Source organism: Roseomonas sp. BN140053, from assembly GCF_047690175.1.
Lineage (GTDB): Bacteria > Pseudomonadota > Alphaproteobacteria > Acetobacterales > Acetobacteraceae > Roseomonas.
In genome coordinates this window covers 144,186-170,026 of sequence record NZ_JBLLEB010000006.1, presented here as the reverse complement: position 1 = coordinate 170,026, position 25,841 = coordinate 144,186, and the positions used below count along the sequence as shown (strand labels likewise).

Genomic DNA, 25,841 nt, shown 5'->3' with positions numbered 1-25,841 from the left:
GGTTGCCCCGCGCCACGTCCACGTTCCCGGAAGGAAGGTCCGCGGTCTAACCGCGCGGGTACGGCTTGTCAAACTTCCGGCAAACCATGCCTAATGCAACCTGTGCTAGTATCACGCGAAGAGATTCTGATCCTCGGCCTGACCGCCGGGGTGATCGGCAGCCTGGTGGGAGGGCTGATGCTGGGCGTCGGGCTGGGCCTGGCCGTCCAGGGCGCCCATATCGGCTGGGTCCTGGCCCTGCCGGCCGCCCCGGTATCCGGCGGGCTCGGCTACCTCCTGGCGCGGCGGCTGGTGACCCGGGCGGCCCCGTCCGGCCCCTCGACCACCGTCCGATGAAGGCGGTGTCCGGACAGCCGAAACTGCCCGGAACCGCCGCGGGGCGGTTGCGGCCCGCTCCATCCGGCGCCGGACTTCCTGCCCCCCCGGGCGCCAGCCACGCTTCCCCCGCGTTGCGCCCTGGTGGGCAACGGTGACGCAGCCCCTGGACCCGGAGCGCGGCCCTGCCGGCGGCGTGACGCCGGGGGTGCTGATGCTCGACGACGACCTGGTCACGCGGGGCTGGAACTCCGCTTTCGGAGAGTTCCTCCAGCCCGGTGCCGCCGATCCCCGCGATGCCGCCTCTCTCCAGGACATCCTGAAGCACAGCCGCTTCTGCGACGGGGAACAGGAGGCCCTGCTGGACATGGCGCGCCAGTGCGTCGCCACCCGGATGGAGGGACATGTCCAGCTCGGCCCGCTGGCGGCGCATATCAGCCTGCTCGCGGCCGGCCTGTGGGTGATCAGCCTCGGCGCCCGCAGCGGCGACTCGCCGGGCCGGTCCAATGGCCTGATGCAGCGTGGCGAGTTCCTGGACCGGCTGCAGCAGGTCGCCGGCAAGCCGCCGGGCTGGGCGGTGCTGCTGCTGGACCTGGACCGCTTCAAGGTGGTCAACGACACCTACAACCACGCCCTCGGCGACGCGCTGCTGCGCACGGTGGCGGCCCGGCTCTGCGGAGCGGTGCGCGGCGACGACGTGGCGGCACGGCTCGGCGGCAATGAATTCGCGGTGCTGCAGAAGGTGAGCTCCCCGGCCGAGGCGGAAGCACTGGCCAACCGCCTCGTGGACCTGATCTCCCGCCCCTACCTGCTGCACGGGCAGGTCGTGAACATCGGCGTCAGCCTCGGGATCAGCCAGGCTCCCAAGCACGGCACCGACGCTGCCAGCCTGATGCGCCGGGCGGACCTGGCCCTCGCCGCCGCCAAGGCGGCCGGACGGGGGACCTGGCGGCACTTCGCTCCGGAACAGCAACTGCACACGGAAGCCCGGCGCAAGCTGGAAGGCGACCTGCGGCGCGCCCTGCCGCTGCGCCAGTTGGCGCTCTACTACCAGCCCCAGCACGACGCCGTGAGCGGTCGGCTGGTCGGCTTCGAGGTGCTGCTGCGCTGGCGCCACCCTGAACGCGGGCTGTTGTCACCGATCGACTTCATCCCCCTCGCCGAGGAAAGTGGCCTGATCGGGCCGATCGGCACCTGGGTGCTGCGCGAAGCCTGCGCCGAGGCGGCGCGCTGGCCCCTGCCCCTGACGGTGGCCGTCAACGTGGCGCCGCGGCAGGTCGAGGACGGGCGTCTGGAGGAGGCCGTGAGCGCCGCCCTGTCGGCCACCGGCCTGCCGGCACAGCGGCTGGAGATCGAGGTCACCGAAACCGCGCTGCTGCACAACACCGAGACCACGCGCGGCACGCTGAACGCGTTGCGCGAGATGGGCGTGCAGATTTCCATGGATGATTTCGGCACCGGCTACTCCTCGCTGACGCAGCTGCGCGCCTTTCCCTTCGGGCGCATCAAGATCGACCGCTCCTTCGTGTCGGGCCTGTCGGGCGACGGCACCGGCACGGCCATCGTGCGCGCGGTGGCGGCCCTGGGCGCCGAGCTGGGCATGCGCACCACCGCCGAGGGCGTGGAAACCGCCGAGCAGCTGGAAGCGATGCGGGTGCTGGGCTGCACGGACGTGCAGGGCTACCTGCTCGGCCGGCCAGTGCCGCAATCCGAGGTGGCCGCGGTGATCGCGCGCGATATGGAGACGTCGTAGCGGCGGAGCATGATCGACGCGCTGCGGCGGCGCTCGACGGCCCGATGCGGCATGACTCCGCGCCTTCACGGCCGCCAACGCCGAAGGCTCCGCCTCGGCGCTCAGTCCCCACGTATGAGGCGCGGCCAGGACGCCGTTGGCCGGGATGTGCGGCGCTCGAAGCCGCCCGACAGCCAGCAGGGCGGTGCTAGAGCAGTTCCAGTTGGCGCGGCGTTGCCACCGGCGGCGCAAAAGCGGAGCAGTCCAACTCCGAGCCGCGCTCGGCCGCGTCCAGGCCCAGGCGCTTCATCGCCAGCCGGAAGCGCTGGGCCAGGGCGTCAGCGTAGGGACCGGTGCCGACCTGGCGATGGCCGAAGCGGGCGTCGTAGGTCCGGCCACCCCGGGTTTCCCGGATCAGCGCCAGCACCCGGGCGGCGCGGTCGGGCATGTGGGCATGCAGCCAAGCCTCGAACATTTCCGCGATTTCCAGCGGCAAACGCAGCAGCACGTAGCCGGCGCAGTTGGCACCGGCGTCGCGCGCAGCGGTCAGGATGCGCTCCAGCTCCGCGTCGTTCACGCCGGGGATCATGGGCGCCGCCAGCACGCCGGCGGGAATGCCGGCCGCGTTGAGGGCATGCATGGCGGCCAGCCGGCGCGCAGGGGTGGCGGCACGCGGCTCCATGATGCGTGCCAGCTTGTCGTCCAGCGTGGTCACGGAGAAGCACACCTGCACAAGGTTGCGCGCCGCCATCCGCCCCAGGATGTCCGCGTCGCGCAGCACGCCGGCGGACTTGGTCACGATGGTCACGGGGTGATTGCAGCGGTCCAGCACTTCCAGCACCGCACGCGTCAGCTTCAGCGTCCGCTCCACGGGCTGATAGGGGTCGGTGTTAGAGCCGAGCGCGATCGGACGCGGCACGTAGCCGGGCTTGCGCAGCTCCTTTTCCAGCAGCGCCGCCACGTCGGGCTTGAAGATCAGCCGCGTTTCGAAATCCAGGCCCGGCGACAGGCCCAGCCAGGCATGGGTCGGGCGGGCGTAGCAGTAGATGCAGCCGTGTTCGCACCCCCGGTAGGGGTTGATGCTGCGGTCGAAGCCGAGATCCGGGCTGTCGTTCCAGGCCAGCGCCCGGCGCGACGCGTCGCGCGTCAGCGTGGTGGCCAGGGGCGGCAATTCGGCGAATGCTTCCGCCAGGGTGCTCCAGCCGTCGTCGAAGGCGTCGCGCGAGCGGCTCTCGTAGCGATTGGCGGGGTTGGACAGCGCCCCGCGGCCCTTGCGGGCTCCGGAAAGCAGGTCGTGACCCAGGCTACCGTCGGGCATGGTGAGGGTTCCGTGCCGAGGGAAGGCGCTGCCGGAGGGGGGGAGCCGGAAGCGGGTGTTCCCTGTTCGTTCGGTCAGCATATGGCCGTCCTGCACCGGAAAGGTCAAGAACGTTTTATGAACAGGCCATCTCGACGATCATGCTGCGGTGCAGCAGGGTTCCACGCCGGTAACGCAGGCTCTAGGTTGCCGCTCACCCGGCCGTCAGGACTGACCCTGCCGACCTTTCCGGGTGCGGTTCCGCAGGGGCCGGCAGCTCCGGACGCCGGGGGTTCTCGACGGCATGAAGCGTTTGGTGATGGACCTGGACGGGACGCTGACCCTGGACGATCCGTCCGTCGGCTATCCCGACAAGGCGCCCAACCTCCCGGTGATCGAAACGCTGCGGGAATACAAGCGGCAGGGCTTCACGGTCGTGATCGCCACGGCCCGCAACATGCGCACCCACGCCGGCAATGTCGGGCTGATCAACGCGCAGACCCTGCCGATCATCCTGGACTGGCTGAAGAAGCACGACGTTCCCTTTGACGAGGTCCATGTCGGCAAGCCCTGGTGCGGTCACGAGGGCTTCCACGTGGACGACAAGTCGCTGCGGCCGGATGAGTTCGTGCGGATGTCCTATGCCGAAATCTCGGAGCTGCTGAACCTCGGGAGGAACGCGGTATGACCGGTGGCCTGTCGCTGATCACCTCGGCCGCCTTTATCAATGCCGAGCTGGCGGCCGAGTTCGGCCAGTTGCCGCCCTGCTTCCTGCCCTTCGGCCACCACCGCCTCTTCGTGCCGCAGGCCGCCAGCCTGGCGCGGGCCGGGGATCGGATGGTGGTCACCCTTCCCCGCAGCTTCACCCCTGGCCCCTGGGATCTCAATCGCCTGCGCGAGAGCGGTGCCGAGGTGCTTTTCGTGCCGGACGGGCTGAACCTGGGCGAGAGCGTCCGCTACGCCCTGAGCCTGCTGGACGCGCGCGGCCCGCTGCGCATCCTGCACGGCGACACGCTGTTTCTCGACCCGCTGCCCGACCAGCCCGATGCGGTGGGCGTCGCCACCACCCAGGATGCCTATGCCTGGGGCGCGGTGGATGCGGCGGGGCATTTCGTCAATCGCCGCCCTACCCGCGACGCCCGCGGCGACAACGTGCTGACGGGGTGGTTCTCCTTTTCCTCGGCGCCGGCCTTTCTGCGCGCGCTGACACTGTCGGACGACGACTTCCTCGGCGCGCTGGACATCTACGGGGCCGAGCACACCCTGCTGTACCGCGAGATCGGTGGCTGGCTGGACTTCGGCCACCTGCAGACCTTTCACCGCGCCCGGGCACGGGCCAGCACCGCGCGCTCCTTCAACGCCATCACCGTGTCCAACCGCTCCGTGCTCAAGACCGGCGAGAAGCCGGACAAGCTGGGCGCGGAAGCGGACTGGTTCGAGGGCGTGCCGGCACCGTTGCGGTTGCACACCCCCGCTTTCCTGGGGCGGGAGGGCGGCGGCTACCGCATCGGGTACGAGTTCAGCCCGACGCTGCACGAACTCTTCGTGTTCGGGGCGCTGGAGCCGGCGGCCTGGAGACAGATCCTGGAAGGCTGCTTCGACTTCCTCGGCGCCTGCCATGCCCTGGGTGCGACGGAAGGGGCCGCGGTGGTTCCCGATGCGCTGAACGACCTGGCGCTGAACAAGACCGGTCACCGGCTGGAAAGCTGGGCCGCCGCCGCCGGCGTCGGGCTGGACGAGGAATGGAGCCATGCCGGGCGGCGCCTGCCCTCGCTGCGGCGGATCGCTGCGGAGGCGGCGCGCATGGCAGCCGCAACAGCCCCGATCCCCGGCGTGATGCACGGCGACCTGTGCTTCCCCAACGCCTTTTTCGACTTCCGCCAGCGGCTGGTGAAGGTGATCGACCCCCGCGGCAGCGTGCGCGACGGCGAGCACACCGTGTTCGGCGACCTGCGCTACGACCTCGCCAAGCTGAACCACTCCGTCGAAGGCTATGACCTCATCCTGACCGGGCGCTACGCCCTGGAAGGCGCGGGCACGCGGGACCTGACGCTGACCCTGTCACGCGAAGGGGCCGGCGCCTTCCTGCCGGCCATCGCCGCCGAGTTCGCGCTGGAAGGGCAGCGGGTCAGCGACCCCGGCATCGCCGCGCTGACCGTGCACCTGTTCCTGTCCATGCTGCCGCTGCACGCGGACCGGCCGGACCGGCAGCAGGCTTTCCTGGCCAATGCGCTGCGGCTCTATGCCGCGCTGGAGGATGCGGCATGATCGTTTTCCCCATGGCCGGGCTGAGCAGCCGCTTCACCCGCGCCGGCTACGACCGGCCGAAATGGATGCTCGACCTGGCGGGCCGCCCGCTGCTGGACTGGTCGCTGCTGGGCTTCCGGGCGCTGTTCGAGCGCGAGCCCTTCCTGATCGTGCACCTGGACGCGCCGGGCGTCGCCGAGTTCGTCCGCGACCGCGTGGCGGCACTGGGCATCCGCCGGGCGGAGCTGGTGCCCTTGGCCAAGCCGACCCGCGGCCAGGCGGAAACCGTGGTGCTGGGACTGGACGCGGCGCGGCCGGACGAGGCGGAGCCGCTGACCATCTTCAACATCGACACCATCCGGCCGAACTACGCCCCGCCCGCGATCCTGGCGGAATGCGACGGCTGGCTGGAATGCTTCGAGGGCGAGGGCGACCACTGGAGCTTCGTGCGGCCGGCCGAGGGACCGGGACAGCGCGCGGCGCAGGTCACGGAAAAGGTCCGGGTGTCCTCCCTGTGCTGCACGGGCCTGTACTACTTCGGCTCGGTCGGGCTGTTCCGCGACGCGCTGGTGCGGGAAGAGGCCGCGCCGGGTGCGGCGGAACTCTACGTCGCGCCGCTGTACCAGCATCTCCTCGCGGATGGGAGCGACGTGCGCTACGGCGTGGTGCCCCCGGAGGAGGTGATCTTCAGCGGCACCCCCGCCGAGTACGAAGCGGCGCTGCGCGACACCGCCACGCTGCGCGCCGCCTTCGGGGAATAGCCGCCGGTCCCGGGCCGCCGGGGTTCATCCCCGGCCGTCCGGAAGGGTGCCGAGAGGCACCCGGGGTGCCCAGAAGCACCCGGGGTGCCCGGAGGCACCCGCGACGCGGCTCAGCGCCAGGTCAGGCTGGAAGCGCTGCAGGTTTCCAGCGCCCGGCGCTCGCTGGCCGCGCCGGAGTTGTACACCACCCGCACGTCCACCGTGCAGACGCCGCCCTGCGGCAGGTCCACCCAGAGCGACTGCCCAGGCCCCATGACGTTGCTGCCGAGCCGGTCCGGTCCCCAGTTCGACTGGCTGGACAGCGAAACGTAGAGCTCGCGGATCGTCTGGCCCGAGCGGTTGACGAAGGAGAAGGACGGGTTGCCGCCCATCGGCGCGCTCACCGCCGCGTTCTTGCCGCCCGAGATCGCGGCACCGGCCCCGCTGGTGAAGGGGATGCGCGAAATGTTGCAGGCGTTCAGCCCCATCCGCGTTTCTTCCCGGCCGTCGGAATACTTCACCCGCACGTCCAGGATGCAGTCGCCGAAGTTCGGCGTCACCCAGACCTGCTGCCCGGGCGGCAGCACGCCCTGGCCGAGGATGTCCGGCCCCCAGTTCGACAGGCGCGAGGGGGAGACGTAAGCCTCCTGGATGGTGTTGCCGGTGCTGTTCTGCAGCCAGAACCGGTTCTGGGCCTGCGCCGGCGCCGCCACGACGATGGCGACCAGCAGGGCGAGAGCGGCCAGGACGGCACGCATGCGGATGTTCCTCCAACGGATTCGGATACGGTTCGTCACGATAGCAGTCCGGGTCGCCCTGAACAGGCCGTAATATCGGGACCGAGACGTTTCCCCCGGGTTACTCGCCGGGCAGGTTGGGCCCCGCTGAACATGCCTTTCCCCCTACCTCTGCACCGGCAAGTGTGATGGGCGGCGGGCAAGGCCGTCATGTCCCGAAGGAGCCGCGGGGACACCTCGCACGCCCTGGCGCAGGGCCGAGGGCACGCCTACGCTGCACCGCATGATGCCTGTTCCATGCTGGCCGGGGTCGCACATCGCGCTGCTCGCCGCGGCGCTGCTGATCAGCTGCCCGGCCATTGCGGCTCCCGCGCAAACCCCGCCCGGCAATGCCGTGGCCGATACGGCGCCGCACGGTGCATTCGGCCCCTATCTGGCGGGTCGCTTCGCCGCCAGTGCCGCCGACACCGCCGCCGCAGCCTTCTGGCTGCTCGACGCGTCGCGCCGCGACCCCGACCAGATCCTCGTGCTGGATGCCGCCTTCCTGGCCGCCGTGATGGATGGCCAGGCGGATGCCACGCGGCTGGCCCGGCAGCAGAACAACAACCAGCTCGCCGCGCTGCTGCTGGCGGGCGCCGATGCGCAGGCCGGCCGCTGGGACCGGGCGGAGCAGCGGCTGCGGGGCCTGCCCCGCCAGGGTTCGGTGCAGATCCTGCAGCCCCTGCTGATCGCCTGGGCCCAGGCCGGACGCGGCGCCACCGACACGGCCCTCGCCACCCTCCGGCCCTTTGCCGAGAGCGGGCCGATGCGCGGGCTGGTGTCGCTGCACGCCGCCATGATCGCCGACCTCGCCGACCGGCCGCGCGACGCCGAGCGCCTGCTGCGCACCGCCCTGGCCGCCATGCCCGAGCCCAGCCTGCGGATGGTGCAGGTGGCCGCCGGCATCCTGGCCCGCGCCGGCCATGCCGCCGACGGCGCGCGCCTGTTCGACGGCTTGGCACGGGGCACGGACGACGTGGCCCTGGCGGCTTCCCCGGCGCTGCGCCGCGCCGCCCTGGGCGGCCGCCCCGTGGCCAGCGCCGTGGAGGGCATGGCGGAAGCGCAGCTCGCCCTGGGGTCGGCGCTGCGCAGCCAGGGCACGCCGGACCTGGCGGTGGTGCTGGCGCGGCTGGCGCTGCGGCTGCGGCCCGGCTTCGCGCCCGCGCTGCTGCTGGCGGCGGAAGCCCTGGCCGACGGCAACCACCCCGGCAGCGCGCTCGCTGTGCTGTCGGCCGCCCATCCCGATGACGAGCTGGCACCGCTGGTGACGCTGCGACGGGCGATGCTGCTGGACGGCGCCGATCGCACGGAAGAAGCCCTGACCACCCTGCGCCAGCTCGCGGCCGCCCAGCCGGCCGCCGCGCAGCCGCCGGCGCGGCTGGGCGACGTGCTGCGCGGCCGCGGCCGCTTCCCCGAGGCCGTGGCGGCCTACACGGAGGCGCTGTCCCGCTTGGCACCGGGCACGGCGAACTGGCCGCTGCACTACGCGCTCGGCATCGCGCTGGAACGGGCGGGGCGCTGGGAGGAAGCGGAGGCGGAGTTCGGGCGCGCCCTGAGCCTGGCCCCCGACCAACCGGCGGTGCTGAACTACCTCGCCTACAGCTGGGCGGATCGCGGACTGCGCCTGCCCGAAGCGCGGCGGATGCTGGAACGCGCCGCCGAGCTGCGCCCGCAGGACGGCTCCATCGCCGACAGCCTGGGCTGGGTGATGTTTCGCCAGGGCGACCTGCGCGGCGCGGTGGAAGCGCTGGAACGGGCAACCGAACTGGAAAGCCGCAACGCCACCATCAACGACCATCTCGGCGACGCCTACTGGGCCGTCGGGCGCCTGCCGGAGGCGCGGTTCCAGTGGAGCCGGGCCCTGGATCTCGGCCCGGAACCCGCCGAGGCGGAGCGGCTGCTGACCAAGCTGCGCGACGGCCTGTCCGCCTCCACGGCGGCGCGCTGACCGTGCCTCCCGAAACGGAGGCCATGACGGAAGCGGCGCCGGCCAAGGTCAACCTGTTCCTGCACGTCACGGGACGGCGGCCGGACGGCTTCCACCTGCTCGACAGCCTGGCGGTTTTCGCCGCGGTCGGCGACACGGTCTCGGCGGAGCCGGCCGCCGACCTGTCCCTGCGCGTTTCCGGCCCCGAGAGCGGCGAGCTGGGACGCGAGACGGACAACCTGGTGCTGCGGGCGGCGCGGCTGCTGGCCACCGAGGCCGGCGTGCCGCCGCGCGCCGCCCTGCGGCTGGAAAAGCGGCTGCCGGTGGCCTCGGGGATCGGTGGCGGCTCGGCGGATGCCGCGGCCACCCTGCGGCTGCTGGCGCGACTGTGGGGCCTGCCGGCGCCCGCGCCGGATCTCGCCGCGTCGCTGGGGGCGGACGTGCCGGTCTGCGTGTGGTCCCGGGCGGCCCGCATGGGCGGCGTGGGCGAGGCGCTGCTGCCGGCCCCTGCCCTGCCGGAATGCGGGCTGGTGCTGGCCAACCCGCGCCTGCCGCTGGCGACGCCGGCGGTGTTCCGGGCGCGCACGGGCGGCTTCTCCGCCCCCGCGGAACTGCCGGCTTCCTGGGCCGATGCCGCCGCGATGGCGGCGACGCTGCGGCGCACCGGCAACGACCTGGAAGCCGCGGCGATCGCACTCTGCCCGCCGGTGTTGGCGGTGCTGGCGGCGCTGACGGCGCTGCCGGGCTGCCTGCTGGCCCGCATGAGCGGCTCGGGCGCCACCTGCTTCGCCCTGTTCGCCACCCCGGCCGCCGCGGAACGCGCGGCCGCGCGCCTGCCGCCCGGCTGGTGGCGATGGGGAGGCGGGCTCTTCGCGGGCGGCTGATTTGCCCCGAGGGGGTTTACGGGGATGGGCGGGTCCGACTATCTCCGCCTCGGCGCTGGGGCGTCGCCAAGCGGTAAGGCAGCGGTTTTTGGTACCGCCATTCCCAGGTTCGAATCCTGGCGCCCCAACCAACCCATCCCAGGATCATCGTCCCGCGGTTTCAGGCTCGCACCGGGCGCCGCACGCGAAAACGGGGCAAGCGGCGCTAACCGCTCGCCCCGCTCGGGCACTTGTCCGGCTGGCGGGCAGCCCCCGCCGGCGCCTCGGTCACGCCGCGCGCAGCGCCCGCGGCAGGTCGGCCACCGCACGGTCCACCATGGCGGCGTCCGTGGCGGCATCCAGCTTCTGCGCGATCACGTCGCGCGCCGCGGCGGACGCGATCTCGGCGGCGGCCTGACGGACCTCCGCCACGGCGCTGGCCTCGGCGGCGGCGATGCGGTCCATCGCCATGCGCTCGCGGCGCTTGGCCGCGTTCTCCGCTTCCTCCGCCGTGGCGGCGGCGACGCGCTCGGCCTCGGCCTTGGCGCGGGTGATCAGCGCCTCCGCCTCGCCCGCCGCGGCGGCACGCTCGGCTTCCGCCTCGCGGTGCATCACCTCGGCTTCCTCGCGCAGGCGCCGGGCCTCGTTCAGCTCGGCGCGAACGGCGTCGGCCCGCTTGTCCAGCATGCCCGACAGCGCGGCCCAGAGCTTGCGGCCCGCCAGCAGCACGAACAGCACGAAGGAAACGGCGACCCAGAACTTCGGGTCGAGGTAGAAGTACTCGTAATGGTGATGCATCAGGCCTGTCCCCCCGGAAGGCTGCGCGCGTCGAGCTGACGCCCCACGGCGGCGGCAATGGCAGCCCGGTCCTCCAGCCCCGTCAGGCGCTGCACCAGCGCTTCGGTAGCGTCGGTCGCGACCTCGCGCAGCGCGCCCATGGCGGCGTCGCGCGCGCCGCGGATGCGGGTTTCGGCCGCGGCCACCTGCTCGTTGAGGCGGGCGTTCAGCACCTCGGCACGGCGGGCGGCCTCGGCGTTGGCGGATTGCGTGGCGTCGGCGATGGCGGCCTGTGCCTGGGCGCGGGCACGGCTGGTGCCCTCGCGGTTGGCGGCCACCGCGGCATCGGCCTCGGCCTTGGCGGACCGCGCGGCGTCGAGGTCGCCCTCGATGCGGCCGCGGCGCTCGCCCAGCACACCGGCCACCGGCGGCAGCAGGTACTGCGCGGCGATGAACACGAAGGCGCCGAACAGCACGAACAGCCACACGACCTGGCTGATGGTCAGCGGGTTGTTGAAGTCCAACTGCGGCATGCCGCCGGCATCGGCCGCCTCGGCCGCGGCTTCGCGGTGGTCGGCCACCGAGCGTTCCTGCGCGCGGATGGCGGCCGCGCGGTCGGAATCCGGCAGGGCCGGACCCTGGCCGGGCACGGTGATGGACTGCGCGGCGGCGGTGCCGGGCGCGAAAACGAGCCCGGGCGCGACGGCGAGCCCGGGAAGGAGCGCGATGGCAAAGGCCGTCGCGCGAAGGGTGCGGCGGATCATCGCGTCTCCAATCCGCGTGCGGCCGGCGCGAATGCCACCGGCCGCCGCGTGCATCAAGCGAAGAGGATGAGGAAGGCGATCAGCAGGGCGAAGAGCGCCACCGCTTCCGTCAGGGCAAAGCCCAGGATGCCGATGGGGAACACCGCGTCGCGGGCGCCGGGGTTGCGGGCCACGCTGCTGATCAGCGACGAGAAGATGTTGCCGATGCCGAGGCCCACGCCGAACAGCGCGATAACCGCGAGGCCGGCGCCGAGGGCCTTGTAGGCACCGAGGTAGGCGGCAGGATCGTTCATCGGAAAGTCTCTTTCCTTGCTGGGAAGTGGAAGGTGTCAGCCGACGGCCGGAGCACGCGGAGGAGCCCGGGGATCAGTGCAGGTGCACCGCGTCGTGCAGGTAGATGCAGGTCAGGATCGCGAAGACGTAGGCCTGCAGGAAGGCGACCAGCACCTCGAAGCCGACCAGCGCGACGTTCACCGCCAGCGGCAGCGCCGCGCCGATGAAGCCCACCGCGCCGAAGCCGCCGATCAGCACCACGAAGGTCGCGAAGACCTTCAGCATGACGTGGCCGGCGACCATGTTCGCGAACAGACGGATGGACAGGCTGATCGGCCGCGACAGGTAGGACACGATCTCGACCGGGATGATGATGGGGGCGAGCCAGAGGGGCGCGCCCTCGGGGAAGAAGTAGCCGAAGAACTTCCGCCCGTGGATCGCCAGCGCCACCACCGTGGTCACCAGGAACACCAGCACCGCGAGGCCCAGCGTGACCGCGATGTGCGAGGTATAGGTGAAGGCGTAGGGCAGCAGGCCGAGCATGTTGCCGAACAGCACGAACATGAACAGCGCGAACACGAAGGGGAAGTAGCGGCGGCCCTCGTGGCCGACCTGCCCGACCACCAGCCCTTCGACGAACTCGTAGAGCATCTCGGCCGCTGCCTGCAGCCGGCCGGGCACCACGGCGCGGTGGCGCATGCCCACCAGGAACAGCGCGGTCACCAGCCCGATGGCCAGCAGCATATGGGCGTTGGACTGGGTGAAGCCGACGGAGCGGCCGACGGAACCCAGCACGGGCACCAGCTCGAACTGGCTCAGCGCGTCGATCGTCTTGCCTTCGGTGGCCAAGGCCCTATCCCCAATCCAGCAGTCAGCGTCGGGCGCTCGGGGACACCAATCGATACAGATTCAGCACCCCGGCGGCGCCGCCCACCACGAAGAACACCAGCAGGAGCCAGGGCGAGGTTCCGAGCCATCGGTCCAGCAGCCAGCCCAGCCCCGCGCCCGCGATCAGTGCCGAGACGATCTCGACGCCGGCGCGCAGCCCGAAGCCCCACGGGCTCTGCGACAAGCTCCCGCCCCCGGGCCCCTTGGCGGGGTCGGGAACGGGGTCGAGACCCTGCCGGGTCCTCGCACTCCGCAGACGCTCGTCGAAGCCGTCTCGCTGTTCCACCCTTGCTCCCCGAAGGCATTCCCTACGGAAGGCAGGGGGCTCCTACGGTGCAGCCCCCGGGCTGTCAAGCAACGGCGCCCGTCCGGGCCGCCGCGGATGCATGCATCGGCGCGCGCCCTGCATTCCCCTCGTGGCAGTGCCCGAAAAGAAACAGCGCGCTGATGCCGCAGCGGCGGGGCGTGCGCTGGCCGCGGACTGGTTTTACCCTGGCCCGATGCATGAGCTTCCCGGCAGCAGGACGAACCGATGAGCGCGCCGCCGTCGCGTCCCGCGGTTTGCATTTGCCTGGCCGGGGAGATGCGCAACTTCACCGAGTGCCACGGCTGGATCGAGGCGTTGCGTGCCACGGCCGAGGTGTCCGTCGTGGTGGCCACCACGAACCGGCGCGGCGCCAAGTTCACCGGCCCCATGACCCCCGGCCGCCTGCGCGGCGTGCTGCCGCCCGAAGCGGCGCGCGCCCTGCCGCCCGCCTGGCAGTCGCAGGTCTTCTTTGAACGCTTCCCCGAACTGCGCCGGATCCTGGAACGGCGGGCGGGGGAACAGCGCGTCACCGCCGACGAGATCCGCGCGGTGCTGGGCCCCGCGGTGATCCGCCTGGAAAACCCCCTCCCCTTCGCCTGGTTCGAGCACCGCACCCGCAACACCGACGGTTCCCCGGGCGGGCCGGAACCGTTCACGCTGCGCTACTTCCACAAGGTGTTCGAAGCCAACCTGCTGAAGCGCAACCTGGAGGATGAGCGCGGCGCCCCCTTCGACGTCGTGGTGCATATCCGTCCCGACAAGGGACTGGCCTCCTTCGACGCGGCGGGCTTCCTGGCCCGGCCGGCCGGCACGCTGCTGCTCGACTCCGTGGCGCCGAACCATGCCGGCGACCAGATCGCGGTGGGGTCGAGCCGCGCGCTGGACCACTATGCCGCCTTCTTCCACGAGGCCTGCCGCGCGGCGGATGCGGGCCAGTGGCGCGGCCTGCACGGGCACCTGCGCGAATGGCTGGTGTCCGGCGGGCTGCTGCTGGACCACCTGCCGCAACAGCGCCTGATCGAGCCGGACAAGCTGCTGACGCTGGAGGAGCTCACCGCCGCCCTGGCCGCGGCGGAGGGCGACCCGCTGGCGGCCGGAACCGCCCTGGCGCTGGGGGCGGAAGGCCGGCGGCTGGCCGGCGACCTCGCGGGCGCCGTCGAGCGCTGCCTGCCGGTGGTGCTGCGGGCGCCACTGGGCGAGGCGGTGGGGGCGACGGTGGTGCTCGGCCGGGCCCTGGAAGGTGCGGGGCGGCGCGCCTCCGCCTGTCTCTGCGGCATGCTGGCCGTGGCGGGGATGCCACCGGACAGCCGCGTTTGGCGGGCGGTCGGCCTGTCCTCGGAAGAGATGAACCTGCTGATCGAGAACCTGGCGCCCTTCGCCGAACCCGACTGGCCACCCGCGCGAATCGTGGCGTCGGTGACCGCCGCCGCCCGCGCCGAGGGCGAGGCCGCCGCCCCCCTGGCCGAGCTGGCCGGGCGGCACGGCGCGGAACTCGCGGAGGCCACGCGCGCCCTGCTGGACGGCGGCATCACCAACATGTCCCTGCAGCACTACCTGTCGCACCAGATCTTCCTGCGGGGCTGCCCGGAGCCCGCCGCCCGGATCGCCGCCCGCGCCGCCGCGTCGCAGCCCGACGATGCGGGGCTGCAGGACTGGGCCGCCCTGCTGCGGTCCCACGCGGAAGCCGCCCGCGCTTCCTGACAACCGCTAGTTCCGGAACCGCTGCGCCCGGCCAGGCGCCGGACGTCCCCGCCTCAGGCCGACACGAAGCCGCCGGACTGCCGCTCCCACAGCCGGGCATAGGCACCGCCGTGCGCCAGCAGCTGCGCGTGGGTGCCCATCTCGGCGATGCAGCCGGCTTCCAACACGATCAGCCGGTCCATGCGCGCGATGGTGGACAGGCGATGGGCGATGGCGATCACCGTTTTGCCGGCCATCAGCCCTTCCAGCTGTTCCTGGATCGCCGCCTCCACCTCCGAATCCAGGGCGGAGGTCGCCTCGTCCAGCACCAGGATCGGGGCATCCTTCAGCAGCACCCGGGCAATGGCGATTCGCTGGCGCTGGCCGCCGGACAGCTTCACGCCGCGCTCGCCGACATGGGCGTCGTAGCCTTCGCGCCCCCGCCAGTCGTGCAGGGCGCGGATAAAGCCGTCGGCCTGGGCGCGCCGGGCCGCTTCCACCACCGCCGCCTCGCCCGCTTCGGGCCGGCCGTAGCGGATGTTGTCGCGGATCGAGCGGTGCAGCAGCGCCGTGTCCTGCGTCACCACCCCCACCGCGGCGCGCAGCGATTCGGCGGTGACGCCGGCGATGTCCTGCCCGTCCACCAGGATGCGGCCGCTCTGCGGCTGGAAGAAGCGCAGCAGCAGGTTGGCCGCGGTGGTCTTGCCCGCCCCGGACTGCCCCACCAGCCCGACGCGTTCGCCGGCGGCGATGCGCAGGTCCAGCCCGTCCAGCACCGGCGTCCCCGTGCCGTAGGCGAAGCGCACCTGCTCGAAGCGGACCTCGCCGCGCGTCACCCGCAGCGGCGCGGCGCCGGGCGCGTCGGGGGCGGTGGGCGGCACAGCGATGGAATTCATCGACTCCTGCACCACGCCGATGTTCTCGAAGATCGAGGACACGTTGAAGGCGACCCAGCCGGAGATGTTCACGATCTGCCAGGCCATCGGCAGGGCGGTGGCCACCACGCCCAGCTCGACCCGCCCCTGCGTCCAGAGCCAGATCGACAGGGCGCTGACCGCCACGATCAGCGTGGCGTTCAGCGCCGCCAGCAGCACGCTGTTCAGCGTCACCAGCCGCGTCTGCCGCTGGAAGCGGTGCGTCAGCTGGTCCAGCCCTTCGCGGACGAACTCGTCCTCCTCCGCCGCGCGGGCGAACAGCTTCACCGTCAGGATGTTGGTGTAGCTGTCCACCACCCGGCCGGTGAGCAGCGAGCGCGCCTCGGACGCCTTGCGCGCCCGGTCGCGCAGCCGCGGCACCAGCACCCGCAGCAGCGTGCCGTAGAGCGCGAACCACAGCAGCACCGGCAGCGCCAGCCAGGGATCGGCATGCGCCAGCCACAGCACCGCCCCGGTGGCGTAGACCAGGATGTACCAGACGGCGTTGACGCCGGACACGATGCTCTCGCGCAGCGCCGGCCCCGCCTGCATCACCCGCGTGGCGACGCGGCCGGAGAAGTCCTCCTGGAAGAAGGCCCAGCCCTGGCGGATGACGTGCCAGTGCGCCTGCCAGCGGATCATGCCGGTGACGTTGGGCACGATGGCCTGCTGCACGATCAGGTTCTGCACCAGGATCCCCAGCGGGCGCAGGATCAGCACCGTGGCGGCCATGCCCAGCAGGGCCGGCCAGGCGTCCACCAGCAGCCGTTCCGGCGGGTGCTGGCCCAGCAGGCTCACCACCTGGCCGATGAAGATCGGGATGGTGGCGTCCAGCAGCGCCACGGCGATGCCGGTCACGAACAGCAGGGCGAAGACCAGCTTCGCCTGCCGAGCATAGTGCCAGTAGAAGCCCCAGAGGCTGCGCGGCGGCGGCGAGTCCGGCACGGGGACGCCCAGGAAGCGCGACGCCTTTTCCCCGGGCGCGGCGGCCGGGTTCACCAGACTCTCGAAGAAGCGGAACATCACCGCCATCAACGCCCGGCCCGGCGGGAGGTCAACGCCGGACGGCACTCCCCGCGGCATCCGGCCGCGCCGCGCGCGGGAGTGTGAGCGGCACCCGGCCGCGACGGGCGGCAGGGCAGCCCTGCACTGGGCGCCGCTGCCGGCCGCGCGGCAGGACCGGCGCTGCTCGGCGCCGCCGCCCGGCTCAGCCCGGCACCGCGTCCTGCCCCACCATCTCCACCGCCCGGCCGAGATCGACGCTGAGCAGCCGCGACACCCCGCGTTCCTGCATGGTGACGCCGTAGAGGCGGTCCATGCGCGCCATGGTCAGCGGGTGGTGGGTCACCACCAGGAAGCGGGTGCCGCCCTCCGCCATGGCCTGCAGCAGGCCGCACAGCCGCTCCACGTTGGCGTCGTCCAGCGGCGCGTCCACCTCGTCCAGCACGCAGACCGGGGCGGGGTGGCAGCGGAACACCGCGAACACCAGGGACAGCGCGGTCAGCGCCTGCTCGCCGCCCGACAGCAGGCTGAGCGAGGACAGCTTCTTGCCCGGCGGCTCGGCGAACAGCTCCAGCCCGGCTTCCAGCGGGTCGTCCGACCCCACCAGCGCCAGGTGCGCCCGCCCGCCGCCGAACAGCCGCGAGAACAGCGCGCGGAACTCCGCATCCACCCGGTCGAACACCGCGCGCAGCCGTTCCCGCGCTTCCCGGTTCAGGTGGCCGACGGAACCGCGCAGCTTGGCGATCGCCTGGGCGATGCTGTCGCGCTCGGCATCCAGGCCGGCCAGGCGCTCCTCGATCTCGGCCAGCTCGCTCTCGGCGCGCAGGTTGACCGGGCCCATCTCCTCGCGCTCCCGGGCCAGGCGCTCCGCCTTGCGGCGGGCGCGCTCCTCGGCGGCGTCGGACAGGTCCTCGGGCGCTTCGGGCAGTTCCGGCTCCGGGCCCAGGCGCTCGGCGATGCGGGCCACCAGGGCGCGGGCGGCGTCCTCCGCCCGCCCCGCCCCGGCGCCGGCCGCGACCCGGTTCTCGCGCGCCGCGGCATGGGCGGCATCGGCGTCGCGGCGTGCCTCGGCCGTGTCGCGGGCGGCCTCCTCCGCCGCCAGCAGGGCCTGGGCCGCGGCGGCATGCGCGGCCTCCGCCTTGGCCAGGATGCGGGCGGCGCCGTGCTGCCGGGCGGAGGCGTCCTCCGGGGCTTCGCGGGCCTCGTCGCGCGCCAGCCGGGCGGCCTCGGCGCGGTGTTCCAGCTCCGCCAGCCGTGCCCCGGCATCGGCGGCGCGCGCGGCCCAGCCCGGGCGCTCCTGGGCCACGGCGGCGCGGCGGGACTGCACCCGCGCCAGCTCGGCGGCCAAGCCGTCATGCGTGCCGCGGGCGCCGGCTTCGGCGGCGCGGGCCGCGGTCAGGGCGGCGCGGGCGCCGTCCAGCGCCAGCCGCGCGGCCTCGGGGTCGGGCGCTTCCCCGTCCCCGGCGCTGTGCAGGGCGGCCTGCGCCTCGGCGCGCTCGGCCTCCAGGCGCGCGATCTCCGGCAGCAGCACGGCCAGCCGGCTTTCCGCCCGCGACGCTTCCGCCGCCACTCGGTCGCGCGCGCCCCGGGCGGCGTCGCCCCGCGCCGCGGCACGCCGGCGTTCCTCGCGCGCCGCGGCCTCGGCCGCCTGCGCCGCGGCTTCGGCGGCGCGCGCCGCGTCGCGGGCCGCGGCTTCCGTTGCCGGGTCGGCCAGGGCGGCCAGGGCTTCCTGCGCCAGCCGCAGGGCCCGAACCGCGTCCTCGCGCGCCGCGGCGACCTGTTCCAGCCGCGGCGCCAGGGCCGCTTCCCGCCCCGCCGCCGCGGCGGCTTCGGCATTGAGCCGCGACGCTTCCGCGCGCGCCCGGGACAGGCGCGCCTCCGCCCCGCGCCGGGCATCGCGCGCCCGTTCCTCGGCGGCCAGGGCGGCACGCTCGCCGCTCTCCGCCTCCGTGCGGGCGGCGCGGGCGGCGGCCACGCGCTCCTGCGCCTCACCCAGGGCGGTCCGCAGCGCCCGCAGGCGATTGCGCCGCTGCAGCCGCACCGCCCCGGGGCTGGGAACGCCGGCGCGGGAGGTCTGCCCGTCCCAGCGCCAGGACGCGCCGCTCTCGGCCACCAGCACCTGGCCCGGTTGCAGCGCCGGCTGCAGCGCGGCGCCGTCCGCCCCCGCCGGCAGCAGCCCGACCTGCGACAGGGCGCGCGCCAGGGCGGCGGGCGCGTCGGGGATCAAGGTGTCGAAGCCGCGGGCGCCGTCCGGCAGGGGCGGCACGGGGTCGAAGGGCGGCAGGCTGCGCCAGTGGCGCGGCGCGGCCTCGTCCGCCGGGGCGTCCAGCGCCTCGCCCAGCGCGGCGCCCAGCGCGGTTTCCAAGCCGGGCGGCACCGCCACCGCGTCCACCAGCGGCGCGGCGGCGGCCGGGCCGGCGGCGCGCAGCATGGCGTCCAGGCCCTGCGCCTCGCCGTTCAGCCTGGCGATCTCCGCTTCCGCTTCCGATGCCGCGGTGCGTGCCCGGCCCAGGGCGGCGCGGGCGGCGTCGCGCGCGGCCTCCGCCTCGCGACCGGCGGTCACCGCCGCGGCCAGGGCCGCTTCCGCCTCCGCCACCTCGTTGCGGGCGGCCTCGGGGGCGCCGGCGGGCGGGCGGGCGGCCAGCGCCTTGGCGTGCTCCGCCGCCAGTTGCGCCGCTTCGCGCTCCGCCCGCTCGGCACGCGACGCGGCGGCCTGGCGATCGGCCGTGGCGCGCGCGGTGGCCGCGGCGGCCGCCTCGGCGCGCAGGCGGGCGGCGGCATGGCGCTGCTGCGCCTCGACCCGGGCGGCCTCGGCGGTGTCCAGCGCCGCCTCGGCGGCCCGCCGCGCGGCCTCCGCCGCGGCCAGTTCCGCCTCGGCCGCCGGCAGGGCGGCGGGATCGGGGATGGCCGCCTCGGCCTCGGCCCGCTCGGCCACCAGCCGGGCCAGGGCGGTGCCGGCGCGCCCGGCCCGTGCCTCGGCCGCGTCGCGCCCGGCGCGGCGATGCGCGGCCTCGGCCGACACGGCGGCGGCGTGCTCGGCCGCGGCATCGGCGGCGCGCTCGGCGGCCGCCACCGCGTCCCGCGCGACGGTCAGCGCTTCCGCCGCGTCGCGCAGCCGGGCCGGCAGCGTCTCGCTCTCGCCCGCGAGCACGGCGTCCTCGGCGGCCAGCGCGGCCGCGTGGGCGGCGGCGTCCCGCGCCTGGGCGCGGGCGTGGTCCAGGTCGCGGCCGGCCTGCTGCAGCCGGGCTTCCGCGGCGTCCAGCGCGGCGCGGGCGCGCGCCTCGGCGGCGGACACGCCTTCCGCTTCCACCCGGCGGCGCTCCAGCAGGGTGCGGGCCTCGCCCTCCGCCGCGCGGGGAGCGGCCAGGGCCTGGGCGGCGACATGCGCCGCGATGGCCGCCCGCTCGGCCGCCGCCTCCGCCTCGCCCAGCGCGCGCTGCGCCTGCGCCTGCTCCTCGCGCGCCGCGATCAGCGCCGCCTCGGCGCGGGCGGCCAGGATGGCCAGCCACTCGCCTTCCGCCGCCCGGGTCAGGCCGGACAGGTTGCGGTAGCGGGCGGCCTGGCGCGCCTGCTTGCGCAGGCCGTCGCGCTGCCGCTCCAGCTGGGCGCGCAGGTCCTCGGCCCGGGTCAGGTTGCCCTCGGCCTGCCGCAGCTTCAGCTCGGCCTCGTGCCGGCGGGCGCGCAAACCGGCGATGCCGGCCGCTTCCTCCAGCACCTGGCGGCGTTCCTCGGGCTTGGCGCCGATCAGCGCCGCCACCTTGCCCTGGCTGACCATGCCGGAGGAGCGCGAGCCCGAGCCGATATCGGCGAACAGGGTGGACACGTCGCGCCCGCGGGCTTCGCGCCCGTTGATGCGGTAGCCCGTGCCCTCGCCGCGCGCGATGCGGCGGATGATCTCCAGCTCCGCCACCTCGGCATTGGGCGGCGGGGCGAGGCCGGCGGCGTCCTCCAGGCTCAGCGACACCTCGGCATGGTTGCGCGCCGGGCGGGTGGAGGTGCCGGCGAACACCACGTCGTCCATGCCGTCGCCGCGCATGGCGCGGGCGTTGCTCTCGCCCATTGCCCAGCGCAGCGCTTCCACCACGTTGGACTTGCCGCAGCCGTTGGGGCCGACGATGCCCGTCAGCCCCGGCAGCACTTCCACCGTTTGCGGCTCGGCGAAGGACTTGAAGCCGGCGATCCGCAACCGCGTCAGCGTCGCCGCCCGGGTCGCCATCGGGCGGTCCTGCGGCGCCTCGGGGAGGTCCCCCGAGGCGGCCGCGGGGTCCTCGCCGTCCGGCAGGCCGGGATGCGACAGGCTGTCCATCAGGAGCGGCTGTTCTGCCGGACGTTCTCGGCGAAGCGCTCGAAGGGAATCTCGCCGGGCACCACGCGGGAGCCGAACACGAAGGTGGGGGTGCTGTTCACCTGGTGCTCGCGCTCGGCCTGCAGGCGCATCTGCAGGATGCCGCGCTTCAGCCCGTCATCGGCCTGAGCACGGTCGAAATCGGCACGCGACATGCCGGCCAGGGCGGCGATCTTGGCGATCTCGCCCAGACTGTCCACGCCGCGGGCAAAGGCCCAGCGGTCCTGGCTGCCCAGCAGCGCGGAGATGAAGCCCTCGTAGCGCTCCGGCGGCAGGGCGCGGGCGGCCACGGAAGCCGACAGGGCCAGCTGGTCCAGCGGGAACTCGCGCCACACCATGCGGAGCTTGCCGGTCTCCACCAGCTCCCGCTTCACCTGCGGCCAGGTTTCGCGGTGAAAGGCGGCGCAGTGGGAGCAGGTAAGCGAGAAGTACTCGATCGCCGTGGCCGGGGCGTCGGCCTTGCCGGCGCTGCGCTCGCCCAGGCGAGGATCGGTCGCCGGAGCCTGGGCGCGGGCGCCGGACAGGCCCAGCGCGGGCGCGGCCAGGGCGGAGGCCAGCAGGAAGCCGCGTCGGTCGGTGGTGAACATCGGGAACTCTCCCCAGGAGGATGCGGCGCGGAAGCGGCCCATTCACCGCTTCCGATAAACGCCCCGGGCCAGCCTTTCCAGCGCCCCGCGCAGATCGGGGTCCGCCACCCCCGCCAGCCGCTCGCGCAGCGGCTCCGGCAGGGGCGGCGCGGGCCGGGTGGCGGCGGGGTTGGCGACGGGTCGGGACGTGGCCTGCTGCACGAAGCGCAGCGATTCCACGGCCACCGCGCCCAGGGCGGCGTTGATGCGCTGCATCAGCTGCGGGCCGAGATGCTGCAATTCCATCGCCATCGGGCCGGAACAGGCGATGGTCAACGTGCCCCGGGTCAGCCGCAAGGGCGAGGTCACCGCGGCCAGGGCCGGACCGACCAGCGAGGGCCAGTCCGACATCAGCATGGCGCCCGCCGGGCTGCGGCGGCGAAAGGCGGGGCGGGTCAGCCGCGGCACCAGGCTGCCCACCGGACGGAGGCCGAGCTCCGGCCGCCGCGGCCCGTCGGGCAGGCGCAGCGCGGGGCTGGCCGACGCCGCCGGGGGCCGGGCCGCTGCCCCGGGTGGCGTGGTTCGGGCCGGGGTCGTGGCGGGATCGCGCTTGGCCCCCGCACCGGGTTCCGCCGCGGCCTTTGGCCCTCCCCCGGCGCGAAAGGCCGGGCCGCCGGGTGTTCCTCCACCGGCCGACGCGCCGCCGGCAGTTGCGCGCGGGCTTGATCGCGGGCGCGCCGCGCCGTCCTTTGCCGCCATATGCCGTCCCCCGATCCTTTCCCGGCCAGCCATCCCCCGGCCGCCGACCTGCTCGCCTGGTACGACCGGCATCGCCGGGTGCTGCCCTGGCGCCTGCCCGCCGATGCCGGCGCCGCCCCCGATCCATACCGCATCTGGCTGTCGGAGGTGATGCTGCAGCAGACCACCGTGGCCGCGGTGGGGCCGCGCTACCACCGCTTCCTCGGGCGCTTTCCCACCGTGGCGGCGCTGGCGGCCGCCCCCTGGGAGGATGTGGCGGCGGAATGGGCCGGGCTGGGCTACTACGCGCGCGCCCGCAACCTGCACGCCGCCGCCCGCGCCGTGGCCGAACGCGGCGGCTTTCCCGACACCGAGGATGGGCTGCGCGCCCTGCCGGGCATCGGCGCCTACACCGCCGCCGCGGTCGCCGCCATCGCCTTCAACCGGCCCACCGTGCCGGTGGATGGCAATGTGGAGCGGGTCACGGCGCGGGTCTTCGCGGTGCGCGATCCCCTGCCCGGCGCCCGGCCGCGACTCGCGGCGCTGGCGCGCGGCTTCACGGCGCAGCCGGCAATGCGGGAACGGCCCAGCGACTTCGCCCAGGCGCTGTTCGACCTCGGCGCCACGCTCTGCACGCCGCGCCGCCCGGCCTGCGCGCTGTGCCCTTGGCGCGAACCCTGCGCCGCCCGCGCCGCCAGCTTGCAGGACAGCCTACCGGCCAAGTCGCCCAAGCCGGCGCGGGGGCTGCGGCACGGCACGCATTTCCTGCTGCGGGACGGCGAGGGCCGGCTGCTGCTGCGGCACCGCCCGCCCACGGGGCTGCTGGGCGGCATGGCGGAGATCCCCGGCACCCCCTGGCGCGAGGGCGAGCCCTGGACGGAGGCGGAGGCGCTGCAACACGCGCCGGTACCGGCGAGCTGGACCCCTCGGCCCGGCACGGCGCGGCACGGCTTCACCCACATGGAGCTGGAAATGCAGCTGCTGGCCGCACGCGGCGACGGTCCGGCGCCCGAAGGTTACTTCTGGATGCCGGAAGCCGAGGCCCGCGCCGCCCTGCCCACGCTGATGCGCCGGCTGCTCGATCTGGACGCGACCGCCGGGGGCGTGTCACCTCCGGCCCGTTCCACCCGGAGATCCCGATGACCGCTCTCACCCTTCGCCAGGGCCGCCTCCGCGAGGCGGCGCGCTTCCTGTTCCTCGCCCTGCTGGGTTCGGCCGTGCTGGCGGCCTCGGCGCGCATCGCCCTGCCGCTCTGGCCGGTGCCGGCCACGCTGCAATCCCTGGCCGTGCTGCTGCTGGCCGCACTCGGCGGCACCCGGCTGGGGCTGGCCAGCGTGGTCCTCTACCTCGCCGAGGGCGCGCTGGGCCTGCCGGTCTTCGCGGGTGGCGCCACCGGGCTGACCGCCTTTGCCGGCCCCACCGCGGGCTTCCTGCTGGGCTTCCTGCCCGCCGCCCTGATCGCCGGCCAGGCCGGGCGCGGCGGCTGGCTGCGCGACGGCGGCATCCTGCTGGCCGCGCACCTAGCGCTGTTCGTGCCGGGCGTGCTGTGGCTGTCCGGCTTCGTGGGTGCGGAAAAGGCGCTTGTGGCCGGCTTCCTGGTGTTCCTGCCGGGCACCGCGGTGAAGACGGGCCTGGCCCTGGCGGCGGTCAGCCTGCGGCGGCGCTGAACAGAGCTCGTTCGCGGGGAAAGGTCGGGGGAGTGAACTCCCCCGATCCCCCTCCTTCTTTCGGGAGTTTGCGGGTGCCTCTCAGGGCACCCCTAGACTCCCGAAAATAGAAGGGGGTCCGGGGGGATACTTCCCCCCGGCTTCACTTCAACCCTTCGCCGCGATCTCGGCGCGGTACTCGTCCAGCAGGCGCAGCGAGCCGTCGCGCCGCTCCACGTGCCAGAACAGCCAGCCGTTGCAGGACGGCGCTTCCTGCACCTCCGACCCGACCTTGTGGATGGAGCCGGTGGCGCGGCCGCAGCGCAGCGTGCCGTCCGCCCCGACCTCCGCCTTCCAGCGGCGGTGGCGGTCCGTCAGGCGGGAGCCGGCGGGCACGATCCCGCGCTCCACCAGCGTGCCGAAGGCGATCCGCGGCTGGTCGCGCTTGGCCGGCAGGCTCAGCGCCGCGCTCTCGGGCAGCGGCTCGATGCCCTCCAGCCGCGCCAGGGCGGCGGCGGCATAGGTCTCGTCGCGCTCGATGCCCAGGAAGCGGCGGCCCAGGCGCTTGGCCACGGCGGCGGTGGTGCCGGAGCCCAGGAAGGGGTCGAGCACCACCTCGCCCGGCGCGGTGCAGGCCAGGATCACCCGGTGCAGCAGCGCCTCGGGCTTCTGCGTCGGGTGCAGCTTCTTGCCGGCCTCGTCGCGCAGCCGCTCGCCGCCGGTGCAGAGCGGGATCAGCCAGTCCGAGCGCATCTGCAGGTCGTCGTTCAGCGCCTTCATGGCGGCATAGTTGAAGCGGTAGCGGCTTTCCGGCCCGCGCGAGGCCCAGATCAGCGTCTCGTGCGCGTTGGTGAAGCGGCGGCCGCGGAAGTTCGGCATCGGGTTGGACTTGCGCCACACCACGTCGTTCAGGATCCAGTAGCCCAGGTCCTGCAACGCCGTGCCGAGCCGGAACACGTTGTGGTAGGCGCCCATCACCCAGATCGTGCCGTCCTTGCGCAGCACGCGGCGGCACTCGGTCAGCCAGGCACGGGTGAAGGCGTCGTAGGCAGGGAAACCGTCGAAGCGGTCCCAGGCATCGTCCACCCCGTCCACCACGCTGTCGTTGGGCCGCCGCAGCTCGCCCTTGAGCTGCAGGTTGTAGGGCGGATCGGCGAAGATCGCGTGCACCGAGGCCGGCGGCAGCCGGCGCAGCATTTCCAGGCAGTCGCCGACCATCACCTGGTCGAGCGGCAGATCCAGCCCCGTCCCCACGCCGCGAAACCCCTCACCCAGCCCCCGAGTCGGCAAAGTGCTGGGGGCGAGTCGCCGCGTCAAGGAAGGTTCCCCGGCCCGGTCAGGCACTACCATCGCGGGCAGGCCCGGGCGCGGCCGGCGGGTTCCCCGGCGGCGCGGCCCGGCTGCCCTGCTGCGCCCGCAGGACCGCCTGCTCCACCGGGGCGAAGCCGCGCCGGTGCTGCGGCGTCGGGCCGAGGCGGCCCAGGGCTTCCCGGTGCGCAGGGGTGGGATAACCGGCATGCATGGCGAAGCCGTAGCCTGGGAAGCGCGCGTCCCAGCGCACCATCGCCCGGTCGCGCAGCACCTTGGCCACGATCGACGCGGCGGCGATCGACAGCGACACCCTGTCGCCGCCCACCACGCAGCGCACGGCGCAGGGCAGCGCGTGCGGCGCCCGGGGCTGCTGGTTGCCGTCCACCAGGGCGAGGTCGGGCGGCACCCCCAGCCGGCGCACCGCCCGCAGCATGGCGAGGTGGGTGGCGCGCAGGATGTTCAGCGCACCGATCTCGGCCGCCGTGGCGGCGCCCCAGCCGACCCGTGCCGTGCCGCTTCGCGCCGCGGCCCGCAGGGCGGCGAAGGCGGCCTCGCGCTGCGCCGGCTTCAGCCGCTTGCTGTCGTCCAGCAGCGCGGCCAGGGCCGGTTCGGGCGGGCCGGCGAACACCACCGCCCCGGCCAGCACCGGCCCGGCGAGCGGCCCGCGCCCGGCCTCGTCCACCCCCGCCACCCGGCCGCCGGCCGCGGCTTCCAGCGCGAAATCGGGCACCGG

23 protein-coding genes and 1 tRNA gene are annotated in these 25,841 nt (G+C 74.1%); 11 read left to right on the top strand and 13 right to left on the bottom strand.

Features of this window, described 5'->3' with window-relative positions:
• The first annotated feature begins 93 nt into the window (after positions 1-93).
• Entirely contained in the window at positions 94-336 is a 243-nt protein-coding gene (locus ACLIBK_RS08790) for a hypothetical protein (RefSeq protein ID WP_415386865.1), read from the top strand.
• A 133-nt stretch (positions 337-469) separates the two neighbouring features.
• Entirely contained in the window at positions 470-2,068 is a 1,599-nt protein-coding gene (locus ACLIBK_RS08785; RefSeq protein WP_415386864.1) for a putative bifunctional diguanylate cyclase/phosphodiesterase, read from the top strand.
• Between the two features lie 187 nt (positions 2,069-2,255).
• Here ACLIBK_RS08785 and ACLIBK_RS08780 read toward each other — a convergent pair whose 3' ends face one another.
• A complete protein-coding gene (locus ACLIBK_RS08780; protein WP_415386863.1) occupies positions 2,256-3,365 on the bottom strand; it encodes a PA0069 family radical SAM protein in 1,110 nt (369 codons plus the stop codon).
• A gap of 283 nt (positions 3,366-3,648) precedes the next feature.
• Between ACLIBK_RS08780 and ACLIBK_RS08775 the strand changes: the two genes are divergently transcribed.
• From ACLIBK_RS08775 to ACLIBK_RS08765, 3 genes are read left to right on the top strand one after another with little or no spacing between them, the layout of a single operon-like run.
• Positions 3,649-4,032: an HAD hydrolase family protein gene (locus ACLIBK_RS08775; protein WP_415386862.1), complete on the top strand. Its 384-nt coding sequence runs from the start codon at positions 3,649-3,651 to the stop codon at positions 4,030-4,032.
• Positions 4,029-5,612: a capsular biosynthesis protein gene (locus tag ACLIBK_RS08770; protein WP_415386861.1), complete on the top strand. Its 1,584-nt coding sequence runs from the start codon at positions 4,029-4,031 to the stop codon at positions 5,610-5,612. Before ACLIBK_RS08775 ends, ACLIBK_RS08770 begins: the two co-directional genes overlap by 4 nt.
• Positions 5,609-6,352 (top strand): capsular biosynthesis protein, encoded by a 744-nt coding sequence (locus tag ACLIBK_RS08765; RefSeq protein WP_415386860.1) that lies wholly within the window; start codon positions 5,609-5,611, stop codon positions 6,350-6,352. Before ACLIBK_RS08770 ends, ACLIBK_RS08765 begins: the two co-directional genes overlap by 4 nt.
• Positions 6,353-6,462: 110 nt before the next feature.
• On the opposite strand, the gene ACLIBK_RS08760 is transcribed toward ACLIBK_RS08765, so the two are convergent.
• Entirely contained in the window at positions 6,463-7,089 is a 627-nt protein-coding gene (locus ACLIBK_RS08760) for a Tat pathway signal protein (RefSeq protein ID WP_415386859.1), read from the bottom strand.
• A gap of 262 nt (positions 7,090-7,351) precedes the next feature.
• On the opposite strand from ACLIBK_RS08760, the gene ACLIBK_RS08755 reads away from it, so the two are divergent.
• The 3 genes from ACLIBK_RS08755 to ACLIBK_RS08745 all read left to right on the top strand — a co-directional run bounded on the left by ACLIBK_RS08755 (position 7,352) and on the right by ACLIBK_RS08745 (position 10,049).
• On the top strand, positions 7,352-9,055 hold the full coding sequence (locus ACLIBK_RS08755; protein ID WP_415386858.1) for a tetratricopeptide repeat protein: 1,704 nt from the start codon (positions 7,352-7,354) through the stop codon (positions 9,053-9,055).
• Positions 9,052-9,918, top strand: coding sequence for a 4-(cytidine 5'-diphospho)-2-C-methyl-D-erythritol kinase (locus ACLIBK_RS08750; protein ID WP_415386902.1), 867 nt, complete (start codon positions 9,052-9,054; stop codon positions 9,916-9,918). The genes ACLIBK_RS08755 and ACLIBK_RS08750 overlap by 4 nt, the downstream gene beginning before the upstream one ends.
• 56 nt (positions 9,919-9,974) lie before the next feature.
• Positions 9,975-10,049 (top strand) — tRNA-Gln (locus ACLIBK_RS08745).
• A 136-nt stretch (positions 10,050-10,185) separates the two neighbouring features.
• Here the strand turns inward: ACLIBK_RS08745 and ACLIBK_RS08740 are convergent.
• From ACLIBK_RS08740 to ACLIBK_RS08720, 5 genes are all read right to left on the bottom strand, one after another.
• Positions 10,186-10,695: a F0F1 ATP synthase subunit B gene (locus tag ACLIBK_RS08740; RefSeq protein ID WP_415386857.1), complete on the bottom strand. Its 510-nt coding sequence runs from the start codon at positions 10,693-10,695 to the stop codon at positions 10,186-10,188.
• The gene (locus ACLIBK_RS08735; protein ID WP_415386856.1) at positions 10,695-11,438 is read right to left on the bottom strand and encodes a F0F1 ATP synthase subunit B'; all 744 of its coding nucleotides are present in this window, start codon (positions 11,436-11,438) and stop codon (positions 10,695-10,697) included. The genes ACLIBK_RS08740 and ACLIBK_RS08735 overlap by 1 nt, the downstream gene beginning before the upstream one ends.
• 53 nt (positions 11,439-11,491) lie before the next feature.
• Positions 11,492-11,731, bottom strand: a complete 240-nt coding sequence (locus ACLIBK_RS08730; RefSeq protein ID WP_415386855.1) for an ATP synthase subunit C family protein — start codon at positions 11,729-11,731, stop codon at positions 11,492-11,494.
• 73 nt (positions 11,732-11,804) lie between these two features.
• Positions 11,805-12,560: a F0F1 ATP synthase subunit A gene (locus tag ACLIBK_RS08725; protein WP_415386854.1), complete on the bottom strand. Its 756-nt coding sequence runs from the start codon at positions 12,558-12,560 to the stop codon at positions 11,805-11,807.
• A 22-nt stretch (positions 12,561-12,582) separates the two neighbouring features.
• Positions 12,583-12,783, bottom strand: a complete 201-nt coding sequence (locus tag ACLIBK_RS08720; protein ID WP_415386853.1) for an AtpZ/AtpI family protein — start codon at positions 12,781-12,783, stop codon at positions 12,583-12,585.
• Between the two features lie 348 nt (positions 12,784-13,131).
• Between ACLIBK_RS08720 and ACLIBK_RS08715 the strand changes: the two genes are divergently transcribed.
• Positions 13,132-14,607, top strand: a complete 1,476-nt coding sequence (locus tag ACLIBK_RS08715; RefSeq protein WP_415386852.1) for a hypothetical protein — start codon at positions 13,132-13,134, stop codon at positions 14,605-14,607.
• A 53-nt stretch (positions 14,608-14,660) separates the two neighbouring features.
• On the opposite strand, the gene ACLIBK_RS08710 is transcribed toward ACLIBK_RS08715, so the two are convergent.
• From ACLIBK_RS08710 to ACLIBK_RS08695, 4 genes are all read right to left on the bottom strand, one after another.
• A complete protein-coding gene (locus ACLIBK_RS08710) occupies positions 14,661-16,571 on the bottom strand; it encodes an ABC transporter ATP-binding protein (RefSeq protein WP_415386851.1) in 1,911 nt (636 codons plus the stop codon).
• 136 nt (positions 16,572-16,707) lie between these two features.
• Positions 16,708-20,718, bottom strand: a complete 4,011-nt coding sequence (locus ACLIBK_RS08705) for a chromosome segregation SMC family protein (RefSeq protein ID WP_415386901.1) — start codon at positions 20,716-20,718, stop codon at positions 16,708-16,710.
• Between the two features lie 89 nt (positions 20,719-20,807).
• On the bottom strand, positions 20,808-21,434 hold the full coding sequence (locus tag ACLIBK_RS08700; RefSeq protein WP_415386850.1) for a thioredoxin domain-containing protein: 627 nt from the start codon (positions 21,432-21,434) through the stop codon (positions 20,808-20,810).
• Between the two features lie 42 nt (positions 21,435-21,476).
• A complete protein-coding gene (locus ACLIBK_RS08695; protein WP_415386849.1) occupies positions 21,477-21,893 on the bottom strand; it encodes a DUF721 domain-containing protein in 417 nt (138 codons plus the stop codon).
• A gap of 279 nt (positions 21,894-22,172) precedes the next feature.
• Between ACLIBK_RS08695 and ACLIBK_RS08690 the strand changes: the two genes are divergently transcribed.
• A complete protein-coding gene (locus tag ACLIBK_RS08690) occupies positions 22,173-23,294 on the top strand; it encodes an A/G-specific adenine glycosylase (RefSeq protein ID WP_415386848.1) in 1,122 nt (373 codons plus the stop codon).
• Positions 23,291-23,818 carry a biotin transporter BioY gene (locus tag ACLIBK_RS08685; protein WP_415386847.1) on the top strand — a complete coding sequence of 176 codons (528 nt, stop codon included), beginning with the start codon at positions 23,291-23,293 and terminating at the stop codon, positions 23,816-23,818. The genes ACLIBK_RS08690 and ACLIBK_RS08685 overlap by 4 nt, the downstream gene beginning before the upstream one ends.
• Positions 23,819-23,965: 147 nt before the next feature.
• Here the strand turns inward: ACLIBK_RS08685 and ACLIBK_RS08680 are convergent, their stop codons facing one another.
• Complete coding sequence (locus ACLIBK_RS08680; RefSeq protein WP_415386846.1) at positions 23,966-25,051, bottom strand: site-specific DNA-methyltransferase; 1,086 nt, start codon at positions 25,049-25,051, stop codon at positions 23,966-23,968.
• Between the two features lie 82 nt (positions 25,052-25,133).
• Entirely contained in the window at positions 25,134-25,838 is a 705-nt protein-coding gene (locus ACLIBK_RS08675) for a ribonuclease HII (protein WP_415386845.1), read from the bottom strand.
• Positions 25,839-25,841 lie beyond the last annotated feature (3 nt).